The organism is Sutterella parvirubra YIT 11816, assembly GCF_000250875.1.
In the GTDB taxonomy this organism is placed as follows: Bacteria; Pseudomonadota; Gammaproteobacteria; order Burkholderiales; family Burkholderiaceae_F; genus Sutterella; species Sutterella parvirubra.
The window spans coordinates 19,648-36,852 of the sequence record NZ_JH604985.1 but is presented as its reverse complement, the minus strand read 5'-3'; the positions used below and the strand labels follow the sequence as shown (position 1 = coordinate 36,852).

Sequence of the window (17,205 nt, the reverse complement as noted above, 5' to 3'; positions counted from 1 at the left end):
GGCGGCGTCCTGGCCGCAGCCCGAGAGCGTGAGGGCCGCGCCGAGGGCGAAGGCCGCGCCGAGAGTGAGCTTCAAAGTGGTCATGTCGAAGACTTCCGTTGGGTTAATGCTCGGCGCCGTCGTTGTCCTTGGCGAGCCAGTCGAGAAGGACCTTGGCGGCGACGTTCGTGAAGAAGATGAGGAGCGACAGCACGAAGATCGCGTCGAAGCGTTCGAAGTACTGCAGCTCCTTGATGCGCGTGGTGAGCACCATCGTGCGCGTTCCCGTGAGGAAGATGATCGCAGAGATGGTCACCATGCTGTTGATGAAGTACGTCTGGAACATCTGGATCAAGGTCGTGCGGGCGTTGGGCACGATGATGCGGCAGACGCTCTTGAACCAGGTGTCGCCCATGAGGAGCGCGGTCGTCTCCCAACCGGCGTTCATCTTGGAGAGCGCCGTGGTCGACATCAGATACGGGGTCGCGAGGAAGTGCACGAGGTTCGCGATGACGAGGATCGCGAGCGTGTTCTGAAGGGGCGTCCCCGTGAAGGCGAAGAGGAAGCCCACGCCCAAAACCATGCCGGGAAGCGTCGAGGTGAGCATCGCGATCCCGTCCATCGTCGTGCGGCACCAGCCCGGCATGTCGGAGCGGGCGCGGATCATGCCGGCCGCGAAGGCGACGCCGGTGCCGATCAAGGCCGAAACGAGCGCCACGCCGACCGAGCGGAGGTAGAGCGGCATCACGTCGCCTTCGGTGAAGATCGCCTTCACGTGCTCCAGGGTGAAGTTGGGCTTGTAGGGCCAGTATTCGACGAAGGGCACGACGAAGATCACCGCGAAGATCGCGACCATCAGGAGGACGATCAGCGCGAAGTAGGCGGTGAAGACCGCGTCGCGCACCTTGTTGTCCATCGGGCGCTCTTGCGAGATGCGGTTGTAGCGGAAGTTGAGGCGGTCGGCGTGTTTGAGCCCCCAGACGGCCAGAGCAGACGGCACGAGCATCGTGATCGCGATCACGGCGCCTTCGCCGAAGTTCGGAACCGCGCCCATCATCGTCGCGTAGAGCTCGGTCGCGATCACGTTGTACTGCCCGGCGATCGAAACCGGAATGCCGAAGTCCGTGAAGGCGAGGAAGAAGGAAAGCACGAAGGCCGAGACAAGCGCGCCGAGCGTGGGGCGGAGCGCCGTCATGTAGAAGGTGCGAAGGGGCTTATCCCCCATCACGCGCGAGACGATGACGAAGCGGCGGTCGACGTAGCGGAACGCGTTGTAGAGGACGAGGAAGGCGGGCGGCAGCGTATAGACGATGTCGGTGATGAGCAGCCCCCAGAAGCCGTAGATCGAGAAGGGGAGCTTTCCGATCAGCTGGCTCACGAGCCCCATGCGCCCGAACGAATAGATGACGGCGAAGCCGTACGTGATCGACGGGAGAAAGAGCGGCAGCAGCATCACGAGATGCATGGCGCGCTTCACCGGCTTCGGGACGTTCGTGAAGGTGAGGCCGTAGGCGACGAAGAAGGCGATCACGGCCGAGAAGAAGGCCGCGAGCCCCGCGACGATGAAGCTGTTGGCGAGCATCTCCCGGAAGGCCGGGCGCATGAGGAGCGCCGTCCAGTTCGAGAGCGTGACGGCGCCGTCCTTCCAGAAGGACTGCACGAGGACGGTCGCGACCGGGTAGACCAGGGTCGCCGCCATCAGCAGCACGATCAGGACGAAGGCGAGCCGGTACTCGCCGCGGGATCGGAGGAATCCGGCGAAGGGGCGTCGGCCGCCCGGCGGAATCGTCGAGGTTGCGTTCATCGTGAATGGGGTCAGAAGGCGCCTGCGGAAACCGAGGAGCGGAGGGCCGCGCCCGTGAGGGCGGCGCCGACCGGAAGCGGCACGGCGCCTGGTGCGTCCGCACCCTCCATGCCGTCGAAGTTTCCGAAGAGGCGGTAGATGTTGTCGCGCTTGATCGTGAGCTGCGAGAGGATGAACTTCCGGATGAAGTCGTCGGCGGGACGGCTGATGATTTCCTGGGGCGTGCCGAACTGCGCGATCTGACCCTCGTTGATGATGAGGACCTTGTCGGAGAGCGTCAGCGCCTCCTCGGGGTCGTGCGTGACGATGAGGGTCGTGAGGTCGAGTTGCCGCGCGATCGTGCGGATGCGGGTCTTGATCGACTCCTTGATGAGGCCGTCCAGGGCCGAAAGCGGTTCGTCCAGAAGGAGGAGCCGGGGCTTCATGACGAGGGTGCGCGCGAGCGCGACGCGCTGGCGCTGCCCGCCCGAGAGTTCCTCAATGCGCTGGTTGAGATGACGCTCCAGACCGAGAAGCTCGATCAGGTCGTGGAGTTCTTCGGGGGTCGCCCGGTCGGGGAAGTTCCGCAGACCGTAGACGATGTTCTCGTAGGCGTTGAGGTTGGGAAAGAGCGCGTAGTCCTGAAAGACGATGTTGAAGCCGCGCTTTTCCATCGGAACGTGCGTCAGATCCTCGCCGTCATAGACGATGCGCCCGGCGCTCGCCTCGGTGAGCCCGAGCACGAGGTTCAAAAGCGTGCTCTTGCCGCAGCCCGAGGGGCCGAGGATCGAGACGATTTCGCCTTTGGCGATCGAAAGCGAGATGCCCTCGAGGACCGGACGGTCGTCGTAGGACTTGGAGAGGTTCTGGAGTTCAAGCATTTCTGTCGTTGCGGGTTTCGTGGGAATGGCGCCCATTATCAGCCGCCGGTTTGAAGCTCCCGTGTCGGCATTATGACGAGTTGATGAGGAGAGGGGCTCGTTTTTTGCACAAAAGCGGCGCGGATGACGAAACGATGACGTTTTTACGGCCGGACGGGGTTCGGTCGGGCGGGGGCCGCGGGTGTTGGGTTCATCCGTGCGTGATTCGCGTAAACCCGGAGAAGGTGCTCAAGGGTGCTCAAGGCTGGTCGAAAGCCGTCGGGCGGGCGTTTCCCCGCCGGGGACGACGTGAAGTGATTGATCTTCGTGGAAACCATTCCGCAGCGATTTCTCAATCCAGATCGTGCCCAGGGCTGCCGGCAACGCCGGCGGAAACGTTAAGCGGGGGTCGGCATCTTGATCTGGCTCAATCCGCTGACCGGATGCGACAAAGCTCCGTCGGAGCGCTGTTAGGTTTTTTGAGCCCCCGAAGGAGGGGCGCAGACCCAAAACGAAAGCATCCAACCCCCATTGTCCCCTCGATGATCATGCCTCTTGTCCAATCCCGACGTCCGTCCCGGCCCTTCTCCCTCAGACCTTCCGTCCTCGGCATCCTGACGACGTCGATCCTCACCGCTTCGATGAATGCCGTCTGGGCGGCGCCCTACCAACCCGTCTTTCAATCGGAACCCGGAACGGAGCCCGACGATCCTCCCGAGGTCGTCTTCTCGCAGAGCGTCTCGGGCGACGCGGCGGACGTGTTCAAACCCTGGTACGGCACGACCTGGGACGGGGGGTGGCTCATAACGACGAGCTTGAAGGTGAAGGACGGCGCGTCGGTGGTGATCGGCCGAGCCGACGAGATCTTCGTGATCGGCGCCGACCGGGTCGAGATCGACGACGGCGCATCAATTACGTTCATGGGTGCCCCGTCCGTCGGCGGGGTGAACGGACCGCTCTCCCTGAAGCTCGAGAACGCGAGCCTCATTCTCTCCGCACGTCAGGCCGACCCGGAAGTGCCTCTCGGGGGAGCCCTCACCGTCGACGGTAGGACCGAAGTTTCGGGCTCGAGCAGCATCCGTTTGAAGGGGTTGATGGTGGAGGACCCCGACGCCAACCATCAGGCGACGGTCATTTTGGAATGGCGACCCAAGGAGTTGGTCTTCGCGGACGAAGCCTCGCGGCTCGTGATCGAAATTGGGGACAACTCCGCCATGCTTTGGAACACGAAGAATCAGGTGAACGTTCCCGAAGGGGTGCCTTTGAAGGGCATGCTCGTGGTGGGCGGCGACGTGACCCTACACCGGCAGGTCCGGCTTTTGTTCGGCGACCTCACGGACGCGCGCCCCGACGTCAATCTCTACTTCGGGCGGGGTTCGGTGCTCTGCTTTGAAGCGGCGGATCCCCTCGGACGAACGTCCTCCGGGTCGCGACTCACCGCGCCCGAAGGGACGGCCGTTCAGTTTGCACCCGGTTCGATGCTGTGGGTGGGCGATGTGGTTGACTCCGCCGACATGTCCAACGTCCTTAAGAAGCTCGACCTCGAGGGGGCCAAAGTCTATGGGCTCGAAGTCCTCACGGTGAGAGGCGGGTTGGACGGACGGGAGGAGGGGCACTTCATCCAAAACCCGGACGGCTCGATCGGGCTCGTCATGGGGAAGAGAACCTTTTCGGGGAACTTCGCCGGCACGTTGGAGAACATCGACCTCCAAAGCGCGAGCCGATGGCTCCGGAACTACTACATCACTGCGGCGTCCGCCGACATCTCGTCCGGGCTCGAACAGCTGGCGCTCGTGCCCGCGACGGCGGGCGGCGCCGAATCGATGCTGAAGTCGACCGCTCTGCCCGTCGACGTGTTGGCGCGTTGGCTCGATCCCGCCCGCATTCCCGAGGTCGCCCCGGGTGGGGATGGGGTGGTGATCGAGTTCCCTCCGGTCCTTCGCCGGATCCCGGTGGAGGTGACGGTGGGGACGGTGGAGGGGGACGGCAAGGTCTCCGGAGGAAGCATCTGCGGGGGCGAATCCACCGACATCACGGGCGGGTTCGTGAGGTTCGACGCCGTCTCCCGCGCGGGCGACTGGCTCATCGGGTTTCGGTTCGAAGGCAGGAGCGAAGAGGAAAAGCCTCGCGGGCGCGTGGGCGCCAAAACGGAGCGTTCGACCCTGGGGGCTCAAGTTTGGGCGGCGAAGCCCTTCGATCTCGGGACGGTTCAGGCGGCCTTCGGTTGGGCCGGGACCGACGAGAAAACGGACATCGTCGTGGGGGACGCCCTCGTTCGCGCGAAGGGGTCGGAATCCATGTGGACGGCGGGGGTCACCCTGCTCAGCAACCCCGTCGCCGGAACCTCGGCCTATGCGGGCTTCCGGGCGGTGTGGCTGGGAGGCGGCGACATCGACTGCAGCACGCAGGGCGAGACCGTCATGAAGACGACCACGGAAGAGAAGATCATCGGGGCCCTCTCGGCGGGGTTCACGTGGAGCGCCGAGTTTGCGTTCGGCTCCTGGTCGTCATCCTGGCTGCCGGAGGCGGCGGGGCTCTCCTGGAGCCTCTCGGGCGAAGTGCGCTCGGGGACGAAGCGCACGGTCACGAGCAGCGTCACGGGGTCGCCGGTCTCGGCCGACATACGGGCGGACTACTTGGACGCACACGCCTTCGGGGCGGAGGTGGGCGCGACCCTCCGGTGGCGTACGAGCGAAGTGTCGATGACGGCCTCGACCCGGAGGGGCGACCGCACGCAGAGCACCTCGTTGGGTGCGCGCCTCACCTGGTTTCCTTTCTCTTGACGCGCCGGGCGTCAAAAGCCGGGGAAGGCCGTCCGGTGGGCGGTTCCGTGCTCTCGGGGTTCTCACGGGGGTCTCCACGAAGGGCGTTTTCCTTCCTTAGAATAACCTGACCTGTTCGGGTCTCCCGCAGGCCCCCGGACGCGCGTCCGGGGGGCCGACGGACGGTCGAGACCCTCCAAGAGAAAGAGCAACCGGGCGGCGGACCGACGCCGCCCCGAGGAGATGGTGGTGGAAGGAAACGTTCAGGCGGATCCGGCTCTCGCGAGGAGTCTGATCGAGCCGCTCTACCGCGATATGAAGCTGCCCACGGGGGAACCCGTGATCACGCATGCCGACGGCATCGCCGGGATTCTGCGCGGCATCCGGGACGACCCGGAACTGCTCGCTGCGGCCTATCTCTTCTGCGTGCCGGAAGTCGTGGAGAGCCCCTACGACTGGATTGAAAAGAGCTTCGGTCCTTCGGTGACCGGGCTCGTGCAGGAGCTCGTGCGCATCAACGATCTTTCCGTGCGCGCGCGCTCGGAAGACCAGGAGGCGAACGCGAGCCGTCAGGCGGAGTCGCTCCGACGCATGCTCCTTGCGATGTGCAAGGACCTGCGCGTGGTGCTTCTGAAATTGGCGAGCCGCCTGCAGACGCTCCGCTGGTTCGCGAGCTCGAAGATGGCGGGCGCCGACAAGTTCGGGCAGGAAACGCTCGCGCTCTACGCGCCGCTCGCCAACCGTCTCGGTATTTGGCAGATGAAGTGGGAGTTGGAAGACTTGTCGCTTCGCTTCACCCGCCCGGACGAATACCGCGCGATCGCCGAGGAGCTCGACGAAAACCGCGAGGCGCGCCTTGAATTCATGCGCCATGCGGTGCGCCGCATCAAGCAACTGATGGCCGAAAACGGCATCACCGACGCGGACATCTCGGGCCGTCCGAAGCACATCTATTCGATCTGGAAGAAGATGCAGCGTAAGCACCTGCGCTTCGACCAGCTCTTCGACGTGCGGGCGCTCCGAATCATCGTGAAGACGGTCGAGGAGTGCTACCAGGTGCTCTCGATCGTGCACGAGCACTTCCCGGTCATCTCGAAGGAATACGACGACTACATCGCGAAGCCTAAGCCCAACGGCTACCAGTCGCTTCACACCGTCGTCACCGACCCGGCCGGGCGTCCGATTGAAATTCAGATCCGCACCCGCGCGATGCACGACTTCGCCGAACTCGGCGTCGCCGCGCACTGGCGCTACAAGGAGGCGGGGAATTCCGAAGGGGCGACGAGCGCCGAAGAGCAGCGCGTCGCGTGGCTCCGTCAGCTGCTCGCGTGGAGGAGCGACGTGGGTCAGCCCGCGCCCGACGCCGCGAAGGCGGTGGCGGACGACCTCATCTACTGCCTCACGCCCCAGGGCCGCGTCGTGGAACTCCCGGCGGGGGCCACTCCGGTCGACTTCGCCTACCACGTGCACACCGAGCTCGGTCACCGCACGAAGGGCGCGAAGGTGAACGGCGTGATGGTTCCCCTGAACGCGAAGCTCTCGACGGGCGACACCGTCGAGATCATCGCGGGGAAGACGGGGCAGCCTTCGCGCGACTGGCTGAACCCTGAGTTGGGCTACGCCGCGAGCGCGCGTACCCGGAACAAGGTCCGTCAGTGGTTCAACGCGCAGCAGACGCAGGCGCTTTTGGTCGAAGGGCGCGACCGCCTCGATAAGGAGTTGGCGCGCCTCGGCAAGACCGCGATGAAGTTGGACGACCTCGCGAAGCGCCTCGGGTTTGAAAACGTCGACGACCTCTGCATCGCGTTCGCGAAGGAAGAGGTGACGTTGACGGCTCTGGCCGCCGCCGTGCAGCCGCCGAAGACCGAACCCGAGCCCGAACCCGAAGTGGTGGTGCGCGAGTCGAGCAAGAAGCCGCAGGGGCGCGTCCTCGTCGTGGGGATGGATTCGCTCTTGACCCAGCTCGCCCGCTGCTGCCATCCGGTGCCGCCCGACGAGATCGTCGGCTACGTCACCCGCGGCCGCGGCGTCACGATCCACCGCGCGGACTGCCCGAACGTGAGGAACATGATCGAGCAGGACCACGAGCGCATGATCGACGTGAGCTGGGGCCGGAACGCCGACGCGGTGTTCCCGGTGGAGGTGCTCGTCATCGCGCAGGACCGCATGGGTCTTCTGAAGGACATTTCGGAACTCTTCATGAGGGAGAAGATCCGCATCACCGGGATGTCGACGCAGTCGGTCAAGGGCGACCAGCACATGACCTTCCGCATCGAAATCCACTCGGCCGAGAGCCTCCGGAAGACCTTGGCGGGGCTCCGTGAAGTGAAGGGAGTGCTCGCTGCGCGCCGCGCGTAGGATGAAAATTCTTCGAAATCAAAGGGTTTCGCAAGACGACCAGGGCGTCGTCCGAAGTTTTTAAAAAATTTCGGCCGACGCCCTTGCTTTTTCCTTGGTGCTCCGTATAATTCGTCTTCTCGCTTCTGCGAGGCTTTGAAAAGAACAGGCACGTAGCTCAGTTGGTTAGAGCATCACCTTGACATGGTGGGGGTCGTTGGTTCGAATCCAATCGTGCCTACCAGTTCTTCTCAAAACACAGACCCAGGCGCGTAGCTCAGTTGGTTAGAGCATCACCTTGACATGGTGGGGGTCGTTGGTTCGAATCCAATCGCGCCTACCAGAATTCTTCAGAAAAGCCGCAGGACACGTCCCGCGGCTTTTTTGTCGTCCGGGGCTCGCGTCCCGCGTCCCGGGGGCGTCCGGTCTTTTGCCGCAGAGCGTTGATTTTTCGAAGGATTTTCCCGGCGTTTTTGCCGTGTTGCCGATGCGGAACGGGGGAGGGGATCCTTCCCGATCAGGGTGTCCTCCCGGGTTTTCGCCCCGGTTCGCTAGGGTTTCTGAGGATCGAATCCGAGCTTCGGCCGCCGTCGGGTGCGGAAAGTGCGTGATAAAATCCGCTCATTCGTTTCACCGGAAACCTTCCGCAAGATGATCCTTTCGACCACGATCCGCACAACAACGTCCGCAGCTCATTGCTGAGGACGGCGCGCGACCTTGTCGACAGGTTTCCGATAAGAAGAGTGCGGCTCCTCAGCCGCACTTTTTTTATATGCACTTCTGAGGTTGAATCATGATTGCGATTACCCTTCCCGACGGATCCAAGCGCGAATTCGAAGCGCCCGTCACCGTCGCCGACGTCGCCGCTTCGATCGGCGCGGGTTTGGCCAAGGCCGCGCTCGCCGGCCGCGTGGACGGCAAGCTCGTCGACACGTCGTTCCTCATTGAAAAGGACGCGTCGCTTGCGATCATCACGGCGAAGGACGCGGAAGCGCTTGAGCTCATCCGCCACTCGACCGCGCACCTGATGGCGCAGGCCGTGAAGCAGCTCTACCCGGAAGCGCAGGTCACGATCGGGCCGGCGATCGACAACGGCTTCTACTACGACTTCTCCTACAAGCGCCCCTTCACGCCCGAAGACCTCGAAGCGATCGAAGCGCGCATGCACGAAATCGTCAAGCAGGACCTCAAGGTCGAGCGCAGCGAAATGAAGCGCGAAGACGCCGTCGAATTCTTCCGCGGCATGGGCGAAGCCTACAAGGCCGAACTCGTCGAAGCGATCCCTGAGGGCGAAGTGATCTCGCTCTACCGCCAGGGCGACTTCATCGACCTCTGCCGCGGGCCTCACGTCCCGTCGACCGGCAAGCTCAAGGTCTTCAAGCTGATGAAGGTCGCGGGCGCCTACTGGCGCGGCGACTCGAACAACGAGATGCTCCAGCGCATCTACGGGACGGCCTTTGCCTCGAAGGAAGACTTGGCCGCCTACCTCCACATGCTCGAAGAAGCCGAAAAGCGCGACCACCGCCGCCTGGGCCGTGAGCTCGACCTCTTCCACCTCCAGGACGAAGCCCCGGGCCTCATCTTCTGGCACGCGAAGGGCTGGGCCATCTGGCAGGTCGTCGAACAGTACATGCGCAAGATCTACCGCGACAACGGCTACGAAGAAGTGAAGGCGCCGCAGCTCCTCGACCGCTCGCTCTGGGAGCGCTCCGGCCACTGGGCGAAGTACCGCGAAAACATGTTCACGACCGAATCGGAGAACCGCTACTACGCCCTGAAGCCCATGAACTGCCCGGGCCACATCCAGATCTTCAACTCGCAGCTTCGCAGCTACCGCGACCTGCCCCTTCGCATCGGTGAATTCGGTCAGTGCCACCGCAACGAACCCTCCGGTTCGCTCCACGGCCTCATGCGCGTTCGCGGCTTCACGCAGGACGACGGCCACATCTTCTGCACGGAAGACCAGATCCTCGGAGAGTGCGAAAACTACACCCGCCTCGTGCAGCAGGTCTACGCCGACTTCGGCTTCAAGGAAATCGCCTACAAGGTGGCGACCCGTCCGGAAATGCGCATCGGTGAGGACGACGCCTGGGACAAGGCCGAACACGCCCTGATGAAGAGCTTCGACGATCTCGGCATCGAGTACGAGATTCTCGAAGGTGAAGGCGCCTTCTACGGTCCGAAGATCGAGTACCATCTGAAGGATTGCCTCGGGCGCTCCTGGCAGTGCGGCACGATTCAGGTCGACTTCCAGATGCCCGCGCGTCTCGGCGCCGAGTACGTCGCCGAAGACAACACCCGCAAGGTCCCCGTGATGCTGCACCGCGCGATGCTCGGTTCGCTCGAACGCTGGATCGGCATGCTGATCGAAGAGTTCGCCGGCGCCTTCCCGCTCTGGCTCGCTCCGGTTCAGGTGGCCGTCTGCTCGATCACCGACGCGCAGGTCGACGCCGTCAAGGACGTCGCCAAGAAGCTTCACGAGGCCGGAATCCGCGTGCATTCCGATTTGCGCGGCGAAAAAATCAACTATAAAATTCGCGAGCTCAGCCTGCAAAAGATTCCGTACATTCTCGTCATCGGCGAGAAGGAAAAGCAGAACGGCACGGTTTCCGTGCGCGCCCGCGGCGGCCGCGATCTCGGCGTGATGAAGTTCGAAGACTTCCTCGCCATGGCGCAGGCCGAGGTGGCGTCCCGTGCGCTTGAAGTGCACCAGGAAGCCTGATACCAGCAACTTTTGGGAGAAGTGTCATAGCACAAGATCGCAAGCATCGGATCAATGGTGAGATCCGTGTACCTGAGGTCCGACTGACCGGCGTCGACGGCGCCCAGATCGGTATTGTCCGCACGTCGGAAGCCCTTCGCATGGCGGAGGAAGCCGACGTCGACCTGGTCGAGGTTGCCCCCAACGCGACCCCGCCCGTCTGCCGCCTGATGGACTACGGCAAGTTCCGCTATCAGGAGCAGAAGAAGGCGCAGGAAGCGAAGGCCAAGCAGAAGATCGTCCAGGTGAAGGAAGTGAAGTTCCGCCCGGCGACGGACGAGAACGACTTCCAGACGAAGCTTCGCAGCCTCGAGCGGTTCCTCAATGACGGCGACAAGGCTAAGATCACGCTGCGCTTCCGCGGGCGCGAAATGGCTCACCAGCAGTTCGGCATGCAGCTCATGGACCGCGTCCGTGAGGAGCTCGCCGAAATCGCTCAGGTCGAGCACGCGCCCAAGCTCGAAGGCCGCCAGATGATCATGGTGCTCGCTCCCAAGAAGAAGCGCTGAAAAAGAAGCGCCGATTCCGCCCCACGGCATTTTGTTTTGGGATAGAATCGCGGCTTCCGGTTTCGACGACCGGTCTTCCTCGGGAAGGCCGGTCGTTTTCACCGGCGACAACAAGTGCCCCCTAGGCCCGACAAGTTCTCCTCAACTTCGGAGGAGGCGCCCCGGGGACATACAAGAAATGAGGTAACGGCAAATGCCGAAGATGAAGACGAAGCGCGCCGCCGCCAAGCGGTTCAAGCCGCGTGCCAGCGGCTCGATCAAGCGCGCCCACGCCACGAAGCGTCACATTCTCACGAAGCGTACGACCAAGAACAAGCGCCAGCTGCGCGGCATGGTCAGCATTCATGAGTCGGATATGGCCAGCGTGCGCCGCATGCTGCCGTACGCCTAATCGTTTGGAGGTTTAGAGATGCCCCGAGTTAAGCGTGGTGTTACGGCTCGTGCCCGTCATAAGAAGATTTTCGCCCTCTCGAAGGGTTTCCGTCTGCGCCGCAACAACGTCTACCGCGTTGCCAAGCAGGCCGTCATGCGCGCGGGCCAGTACGCCTACCGCGACCGCCGCAACAAGAAGCGCGTGTTCCGCCGTCTGTGGATTGCGCGTATCAACGCCGGCACCCGTGCCAACGGCATGACGTACTCCGTGTTCATGAACGGCCTCAAGAAGGCCGGCATCGCCCTCGACCGCAAGGTCCTCGCCGACATGGCCGTGTTCGACAAGGAAGGCTTCGCCGCCCTCGTCGCCCAGGTCAAGGCTGCCTGATCGGTCCGCGACACGGATTGAGAAGACCCGGATGGTTTCGGCCTCCGGGTCTTTTTTCGTCCGCGCTCGGTGAAAACACCGCAGGCGGATGGCCTTCGCGGCAAAAGCGGATGCTCCGCTTTCGATACAATTAAAAAATTCGCGCGGAAAAACTTTGAACCGCGCGCACCGGTGGGACCACGGCTCCGGAGGGGCCGACCGCCGGATCGACCAGAACGAGCCCGCGCCGATGCCGCGCGGGCGCACCGGAATTCACTATGCAAGATCTTTCGGAACTCATTGCGTCCGCGCGCAGGGACTTCGCCGACGCGGCGCAGCCCGCGGCCCTCGAGGACGCCAAGGCCCGCTACATCGGTAAGACCGGGCAGATCACGATGCTCATGAAGGCGCTGGGCGGGCTTCCCCCCGAAGAGCGCCGTGCCCGCGGTCAGGAAATCAACCGCGCCAAGGCTGAAATCGAAGCGGCGCTGAACGAACGCCGCAACGCCTTTGCCGAAGCCGAACTCGCGAAGAAGTTGGCCGACGAAGCGATCGACGTGACACTCCCGGGCCGCTACCGTTCCGAGGGCGGCATCCACCCGGTGATGCGCACCTGGATGCGCGTTGAAGAGATCTTCCGCTCGATCGGCTTCGACGTCGCGGACGGTCCGGAAATCGAAAGCGACTGGTTCAGCTTCACGGCGCTGAACAACCCGCCCAACCATCCGGCCCGCTCGATGCAGGACACGTTCTACGTCGACCGCGAGGACGAAGAGGGCCGCGCGCTGCCGCTGCGCCCGCACACCTCGCCGATGCAGGTCCGCTACGCCCGCACGCACGGGGCCCCGATCAAGGTGATCGCCCCGGGGCGCACCTACCGCGTCGACAGCGACGCCACGCACTCGCCGATGTTCCACCAGGTCGAAGGCCTCTGGATCGGCGACGACGTGAGCTTCACGGACTTGAAGGGCGTCTACAGCAACTTCCTGCGCGCCTTCTTCGAAACGGATGATCTCGTCGTCCGCTTCCGTCCCTCCTACTTCCCCTTCACGGAACCCTCGGTTGAAGTCGACATGATGTTCACGAGCGGTCCGCGCAAGGGCCGCTGGCTCGAAATCTCGGGCGCGGGCGAAGTGCACCCCAACGTCGTGCGCAACTTCGGGCTCGACCCCGAAAAGCACATCGGCTTCGCGTTCGGCTCCGGCCTCGAGCGCCTGACGATGCTCCGCTACGGCATCGACGACCTGCGCCTCTTCTTCGAAGGCGACCTGCGCTTCCTCCGCCAGTTCAACTAATCAGCCCGAAGGTACCTGAACATGCTGTTTTCCGAATCCTGGCTGCGGGCTTACTGCAACCCGCAGATGAATACCGAGGCGCTCGCCGAAGCGCTGACGATGGCGGGCCTCGAAGTCGAAGAGGTGACGACGATCGCGCCGCCCTTCGAAGGGGTCGTCGTCGCGCAGGTCGTCACCTGCCGCGACCATGAGAATTCCGACCACCTGCACGTCTGCGAAGTCGACGCGGGCACGGGCGAACTCCTGCAGATCGTCTGCGGCGCCCCGAACGTCGCCGCCGGCGTCAAGGTCCCCTGCGCGATGATCGGCGCGGTCCTCCCCGGCAACTTCCAGATCAAGAAGTCGAAGCTGCGCGGCGAAGTCTCGATGGGGATGCTCTGCTCGGCGCGCGAACTCGGGATCACCGAAGACCATTCCGGCCTTTGGCTCCTCCCCGAAGACGCCCCCGTCGGCATGAACATCCGCGAGTACGCGCACCTCGACGACGCGAAGATCGAGATCAAGCTCACGCCCAACCGCGGCGACGCGCTCTCGGTCGTGGGCGTCGCGCGCGACCTCCACGCCGTCACCGGCGCGCCCTTGACGCTCCCCGAAATGCCCGTCGTCGCACCCACGTGCGAGTGCGTGCTGCCGGTGAAGGTTGAGGCGCCGGACCTCTGCGGCCGCTTCGCGGGCCGCGTGATCCGCGGGTTGAACCCCAAGGCGAAGACGCCGCAGTGGATGCGCGACCGCCTGGAGCGCGCCGGTCAGCGTTCGATCTCGGCCCTGGTCGACATCTCGAACTACGTCATGCTCGAGCTCGGTCGCCCGACGCACTTCTTCGACCTCGAGCGCATCACCTCGAAGTCGATCACCGTCCGCTGGGGCCGTGAAGGCGAAAGCGTGACGCTTCTGAACGGCCAGACGAAGGCGATCGACGGTTGGTACGGCGTCGTCTGCGACGGCGACAAGCCCTCGTGCCTCGCCGGCATCATGGGCGGCGACGACACCGCCTGCACGGACGAGACGACCTCGATCTTCATCGAGGCCGCCTTCTGGCACCAGGCCGCCATTCAGGGTCGCTGCAGGAAGCTCAACTTCTCGACCGACGCGGCGCACCGCTTCGAGCGCGGCGTCGACTTTTCGACCAACGCCGAGCACATCGAATACGTGACGAAGCTCGTCCTCGACATCTGCGGCACGGAAGAAACGCGCGTGGGCCCGGTCGACGACCAGATCATCAACCTCCCCGAACGCCGTCCCGTCACGATGCGGATCGAACGCTGCCGCAAGGTGATCGGCATGCCGATCCCGGCGGACGTGATGGAGGAAACCTTCCGCCGTCTCGGCTTCGTCTACACGCGCACCGAAGAAGCCTTCACGGTGACGCCCCCCGCGTACCGCTTCGACATCGAAATCGAAGAGGACCTCATCGAAGAAGTGGCCCGTCTCTACGGCTACGAAAAGATGCCGGACCGTCCCCCGATGCAGCGCATCGAAATGCGCGCCGAGAAGGAAGCGACGAGGAGCCCCCACGACCTTCGCCGCGAAATGGCGGTGCTGGGCTATCAGGAGCTCATCAACTTCTCGTTCGTGCCGGAAGCCTGGGAAAAGGACTTCGCCGGGAACGACGCGCCGATCCGGTTGCTCAACCCGATCGCCTCGCACCTCTCGGTCATGCGCACGCAGCTGATCGGCGGCTTGGTCGACATCCTCAAGTACAACCTCAACCGCCGCGCCGAACGCGTGCGCGTCTTTGAGTTGGGCCGCGTCTTCTGCCCGGACGCCGCCGTGGGCGACGGCCCCTGGACGGTGAAGGGCGTGCGTCAGCCGCGTCACGTCGCGGGTCTGGCGTACGGCGACGCCGCCGACGCCCAGTGGGGCATCGCCGCGCGTCCGGTCGACTTCTTCGACGTGAAGGGCGACGTGGAGCGCCTCTGCGCGCCCCTGAAGCCCCGCTTCGTGCGCGAAACGTTCCCGGGCCTGCATCCGGGCCGCTCGGCCGCCGTCTACATCGGCGAAAAGAAAGTCGGCATGATCGGCGAACTTCATCCGCGCACCGTTCAGGCGTACGAACTCCCGAAGGCCCCGGTGGTCTTCGAACTCGACGTCGACGCGCTCTTGACGACCTCGGTTCCGGTCTACGCCGCCGTCTCCAAGCACCAGTCGGTGCGCCGCGACATCGCGGTCGTGACGGCGCCGGAAACGGAAACGGGCCGCCTCGTCGACGCCGTCTACGAAGCGCACGGCGCCGACCCGCGCCTCTCGTCGATGACGGACTTCCGTCTCTTCGACCTCTACCGTCCGAAGGACGCCGCGCAGAAGTCGCTCGCCTTCACGCTGGAGCTCACGGCGAAGGGTGAGGAACCGGTGTCCGACCTCGAAGCCGACGCGGCCGTCCGCGCCGTCCTCGACGTGCTCGAACGCGAAGGCGCCACGCTGCGCGCCTAAACGGAAAGGACGCCCCCGCCCGTCCCTTCGGGGACGGGTGTAGGTTCCCGCATCCGCACGAAGCCCTTCTCCGGAAAACGGGGAGGGGCTTTTTGCCGGAGGAGGGGTGTACGGATGACTTTCGTGCCGTTCGTGCGCGTTTGGCGTGAGATCGTGCGAGATCGCGCGAGAAGAGGGTGCGTTGACGCGGGATCCGTGTGCGGGCTCCCGGCCGGGGGTACGCCGTTGAGGTCCGCGTTTCTTGAAAAAGTGGCGAAAGTCCCTGAAAAGGCTATAGAATGGCGAACTTTCGTTTACCACCTCCCGAGAATTTCTCCGCCAGGTCATGACCCAGAACGACAACAACGAAGCCCTCATGGGCTCGACCCTCAACAAGGCGATGCTCGCCGATGCGATCGCCGAAGAGTTTTCGATCGACCGCGTGCAGGCGAAGACCTATGTCGAGAGCTTCTTCCGCATCCTCGTCGAACAGCTCGCGCAGGGCGGCTCGATCAAGTTGGCCGGCCTCGGGAAGTTCTGCGTGCGTGAGAAGAACGCCCGCCCGGGCCGCAACATGCAGACGGGCGAGCAGATGATGATCGCCGCGCGCCGCGTCGTGCTCTTCCGCCCGTCGGGGACGCTGAACGCCCGCGTGACGGAAAACCTCATGAACCGCCGCGCCGCCGAAGCCGAAGGCGCCGCCGCGGCCGAGTAAGCCGCCGGGATTTGCTTTTTTCGCGCTCACCCGATAAACTTCGCTCTTCCTCGTCGGGGCGTAGCGCAGCCTGGTAGCGCACTTGCATGGGGTGCAAGGGGTCGCGAGTTCGAATCCCGCCGCCCCGACCAGAGGTCCACATTCCGCCGAAAAGCCGCTTCTTCCGCAAGGTTGGGCGGCTTTTTCGCGTCCGGGGGCCGCGCACGCCGCGCGGGTCCCGTCATCCTCCCGTCGCCCGGATGTCATCGTGCTGTCATCCGCGCGGGCGATACTCTCTAGAATGTGACCGACCGGACCGCAACGGCGTCTCCGAAGCGGTTCCTTCCAACCGACCCAACCCGCAACCCCGACTATGACGACGCTTCTCATCGTTGAGGACGAAATGGCCATCCGCGAGCTGGTGGCCTTCGTCTGCGAAACCGAAGGCTTCACCACCGTGCGCGCCACGACCATCGCGGAGGCCCGCGAAGCGGTCGCGGCCTCAATGCCCGACCTGGTGCTCCTCGACATGATGCTGCCGGACGATTCGGGACTGACGTGGCTCCGAAGCCTTCGCGCCGACCGCGCGACGGCGGCGCTTCCCGTCATCATGCTGACGGCCCGAGGCGACGAAGTCGACCGCGTGGCGGGGTTGGACGCGGGTGCGGACGACTACGTCGTGAAGCCCTTCCTCCCGCGCGAATTGGTCGCGCGCGTGCGTGCGGTTCTGCGCCGCCACGAGCACGCCGGAAGCGCCCCCAAGACGGTCGAGGTTCCCGGCGTCGACGAAGCCGAGGTGGTCGTGCGCTGCGGCCCCCTCGTCATGAACGAGGCGAGGTTCGAGGCGACCGCCGACGGCGTGCCTCTGAAGCTCTCCGCCAAGGAATTCAAGCTCCTCTACATCTTCGCGACGAAGCCCGGTCGCGTCTTCACGCGCGCGCAGCTGCTCTCGGCCGTTTGGCAGAGCGCCTTCGTCGACGAACGCACGGTCGACGTGCACATGCTGAGGCTCCGGAAGGCGCTCGCGGGCACCGCCGCCGAAGACTTCATCGAAACGGTGCGCGGCATCGGCTACCG

12 protein-coding genes and 3 tRNA genes are annotated in these 17,205 nt (G+C 64.3%); 13 read left to right on the top strand and 2 right to left on the bottom strand.

The genetic code is table 11. The features are described 5' to 3' along the window. Positions 1–103: 103 nt before the first annotated feature. Complete coding sequence (locus tag HMPREF9440_RS06625; protein ID WP_008542687.1) at positions 104–1,783, bottom strand: ABC transporter permease subunit; 1,680 nt, start codon at positions 1,781–1,783, stop codon at positions 104–106. 11 nt (positions 1,784–1,794) lie between these two features. Continuing rightward, a complete protein-coding gene (locus tag HMPREF9440_RS06620; RefSeq protein ID WP_008542686.1) occupies positions 1,795–2,643 on the bottom strand; it encodes an ABC transporter ATP-binding protein in 849 nt (282 codons plus the stop codon). Between the two features lie 527 nt (positions 2,644–3,170). Between HMPREF9440_RS06620 and HMPREF9440_RS06615 the strand changes: the two genes are divergently transcribed. From HMPREF9440_RS06615 to HMPREF9440_RS06555, 13 genes are all read left to right on the top strand, one after another. Beyond that, complete coding sequence (locus HMPREF9440_RS06615; protein ID WP_148516497.1) at positions 3,171–5,405, top strand: hypothetical protein; 2,235 nt, start codon at positions 3,171–3,173, stop codon at positions 5,403–5,405. Positions 5,406–5,627: 222 nt separating this feature from the next. Beyond that, positions 5,628–7,742, top strand: a complete 2,115-nt coding sequence (locus tag HMPREF9440_RS06610; RefSeq protein ID WP_008542682.1) for a RelA/SpoT family protein — start codon at positions 5,628–5,630, stop codon at positions 7,740–7,742. Positions 7,743–7,888: 146 nt separating this feature from the next. After that, a tRNA-Val gene (locus tag HMPREF9440_RS06605) sits at positions 7,889–7,965 on the top strand. 22 nt (positions 7,966–7,987) lie between these two features. Beyond that, a tRNA-Val gene (locus HMPREF9440_RS06600) sits at positions 7,988–8,064 on the top strand. Positions 8,065–8,514: 450 nt separating this feature from the next. Continuing rightward, the gene (gene thrS / locus HMPREF9440_RS06595; protein ID WP_008542677.1) at positions 8,515–10,443 is read left to right on the top strand and encodes a threonine--tRNA ligase; all 1,929 of its coding nucleotides are present in this window, start codon (positions 8,515–8,517) and stop codon (positions 10,441–10,443) included. Then, the gene (gene infC / locus HMPREF9440_RS06590; protein WP_392391997.1) at positions 10,443–10,991 is read left to right on the top strand and encodes a translation initiation factor IF-3; all 549 of its coding nucleotides are present in this window, start codon (positions 10,443–10,445) and stop codon (positions 10,989–10,991) included. Before thrS ends, infC begins: the two co-directional genes overlap by 1 nt. 193 nt (positions 10,992–11,184) lie before the next feature. Further along, positions 11,185–11,382, top strand: coding sequence for a 50S ribosomal protein L35 (gene rpmI, locus HMPREF9440_RS06585; protein WP_008542674.1), 198 nt, complete (start codon positions 11,185–11,187; stop codon positions 11,380–11,382). An 18-nt stretch (positions 11,383–11,400) separates the two neighbouring features. Continuing rightward, on the top strand, positions 11,401–11,751 hold the full coding sequence (gene rplT / locus HMPREF9440_RS06580; RefSeq protein ID WP_008542672.1) for a 50S ribosomal protein L20: 351 nt from the start codon (positions 11,401–11,403) through the stop codon (positions 11,749–11,751). A gap of 257 nt (positions 11,752–12,008) precedes the next feature. Then, positions 12,009–13,025, top strand: a complete 1,017-nt coding sequence (gene pheS, locus HMPREF9440_RS06575) for a phenylalanine--tRNA ligase subunit alpha (protein ID WP_008542671.1) — start codon at positions 12,009–12,011, stop codon at positions 13,023–13,025. A gap of 21 nt (positions 13,026–13,046) precedes the next feature. Beyond that, positions 13,047–15,455: a phenylalanine--tRNA ligase subunit beta gene (gene pheT / locus HMPREF9440_RS06570; RefSeq protein WP_008542670.1), complete on the top strand. Its 2,409-nt coding sequence runs from the start codon at positions 13,047–13,049 to the stop codon at positions 15,453–15,455. A 325-nt stretch (positions 15,456–15,780) separates the two neighbouring features. Then, positions 15,781–16,149 carry an integration host factor subunit alpha gene (locus tag HMPREF9440_RS06565; protein ID WP_008542669.1) on the top strand — a complete coding sequence of 123 codons (369 nt, stop codon included), beginning with the start codon at positions 15,781–15,783 and terminating at the stop codon, positions 16,147–16,149. Between the two features lie 54 nt (positions 16,150–16,203). Further along, positions 16,204–16,280, top strand: a tRNA-Pro gene (locus HMPREF9440_RS06560). 221 nt (positions 16,281–16,501) lie between these two features. After that, a partial coding sequence (locus HMPREF9440_RS06555) for a response regulator (protein ID WP_008542668.1) occupies positions 16,502–17,205 on the top strand: 704 nt, incomplete at its 3' end.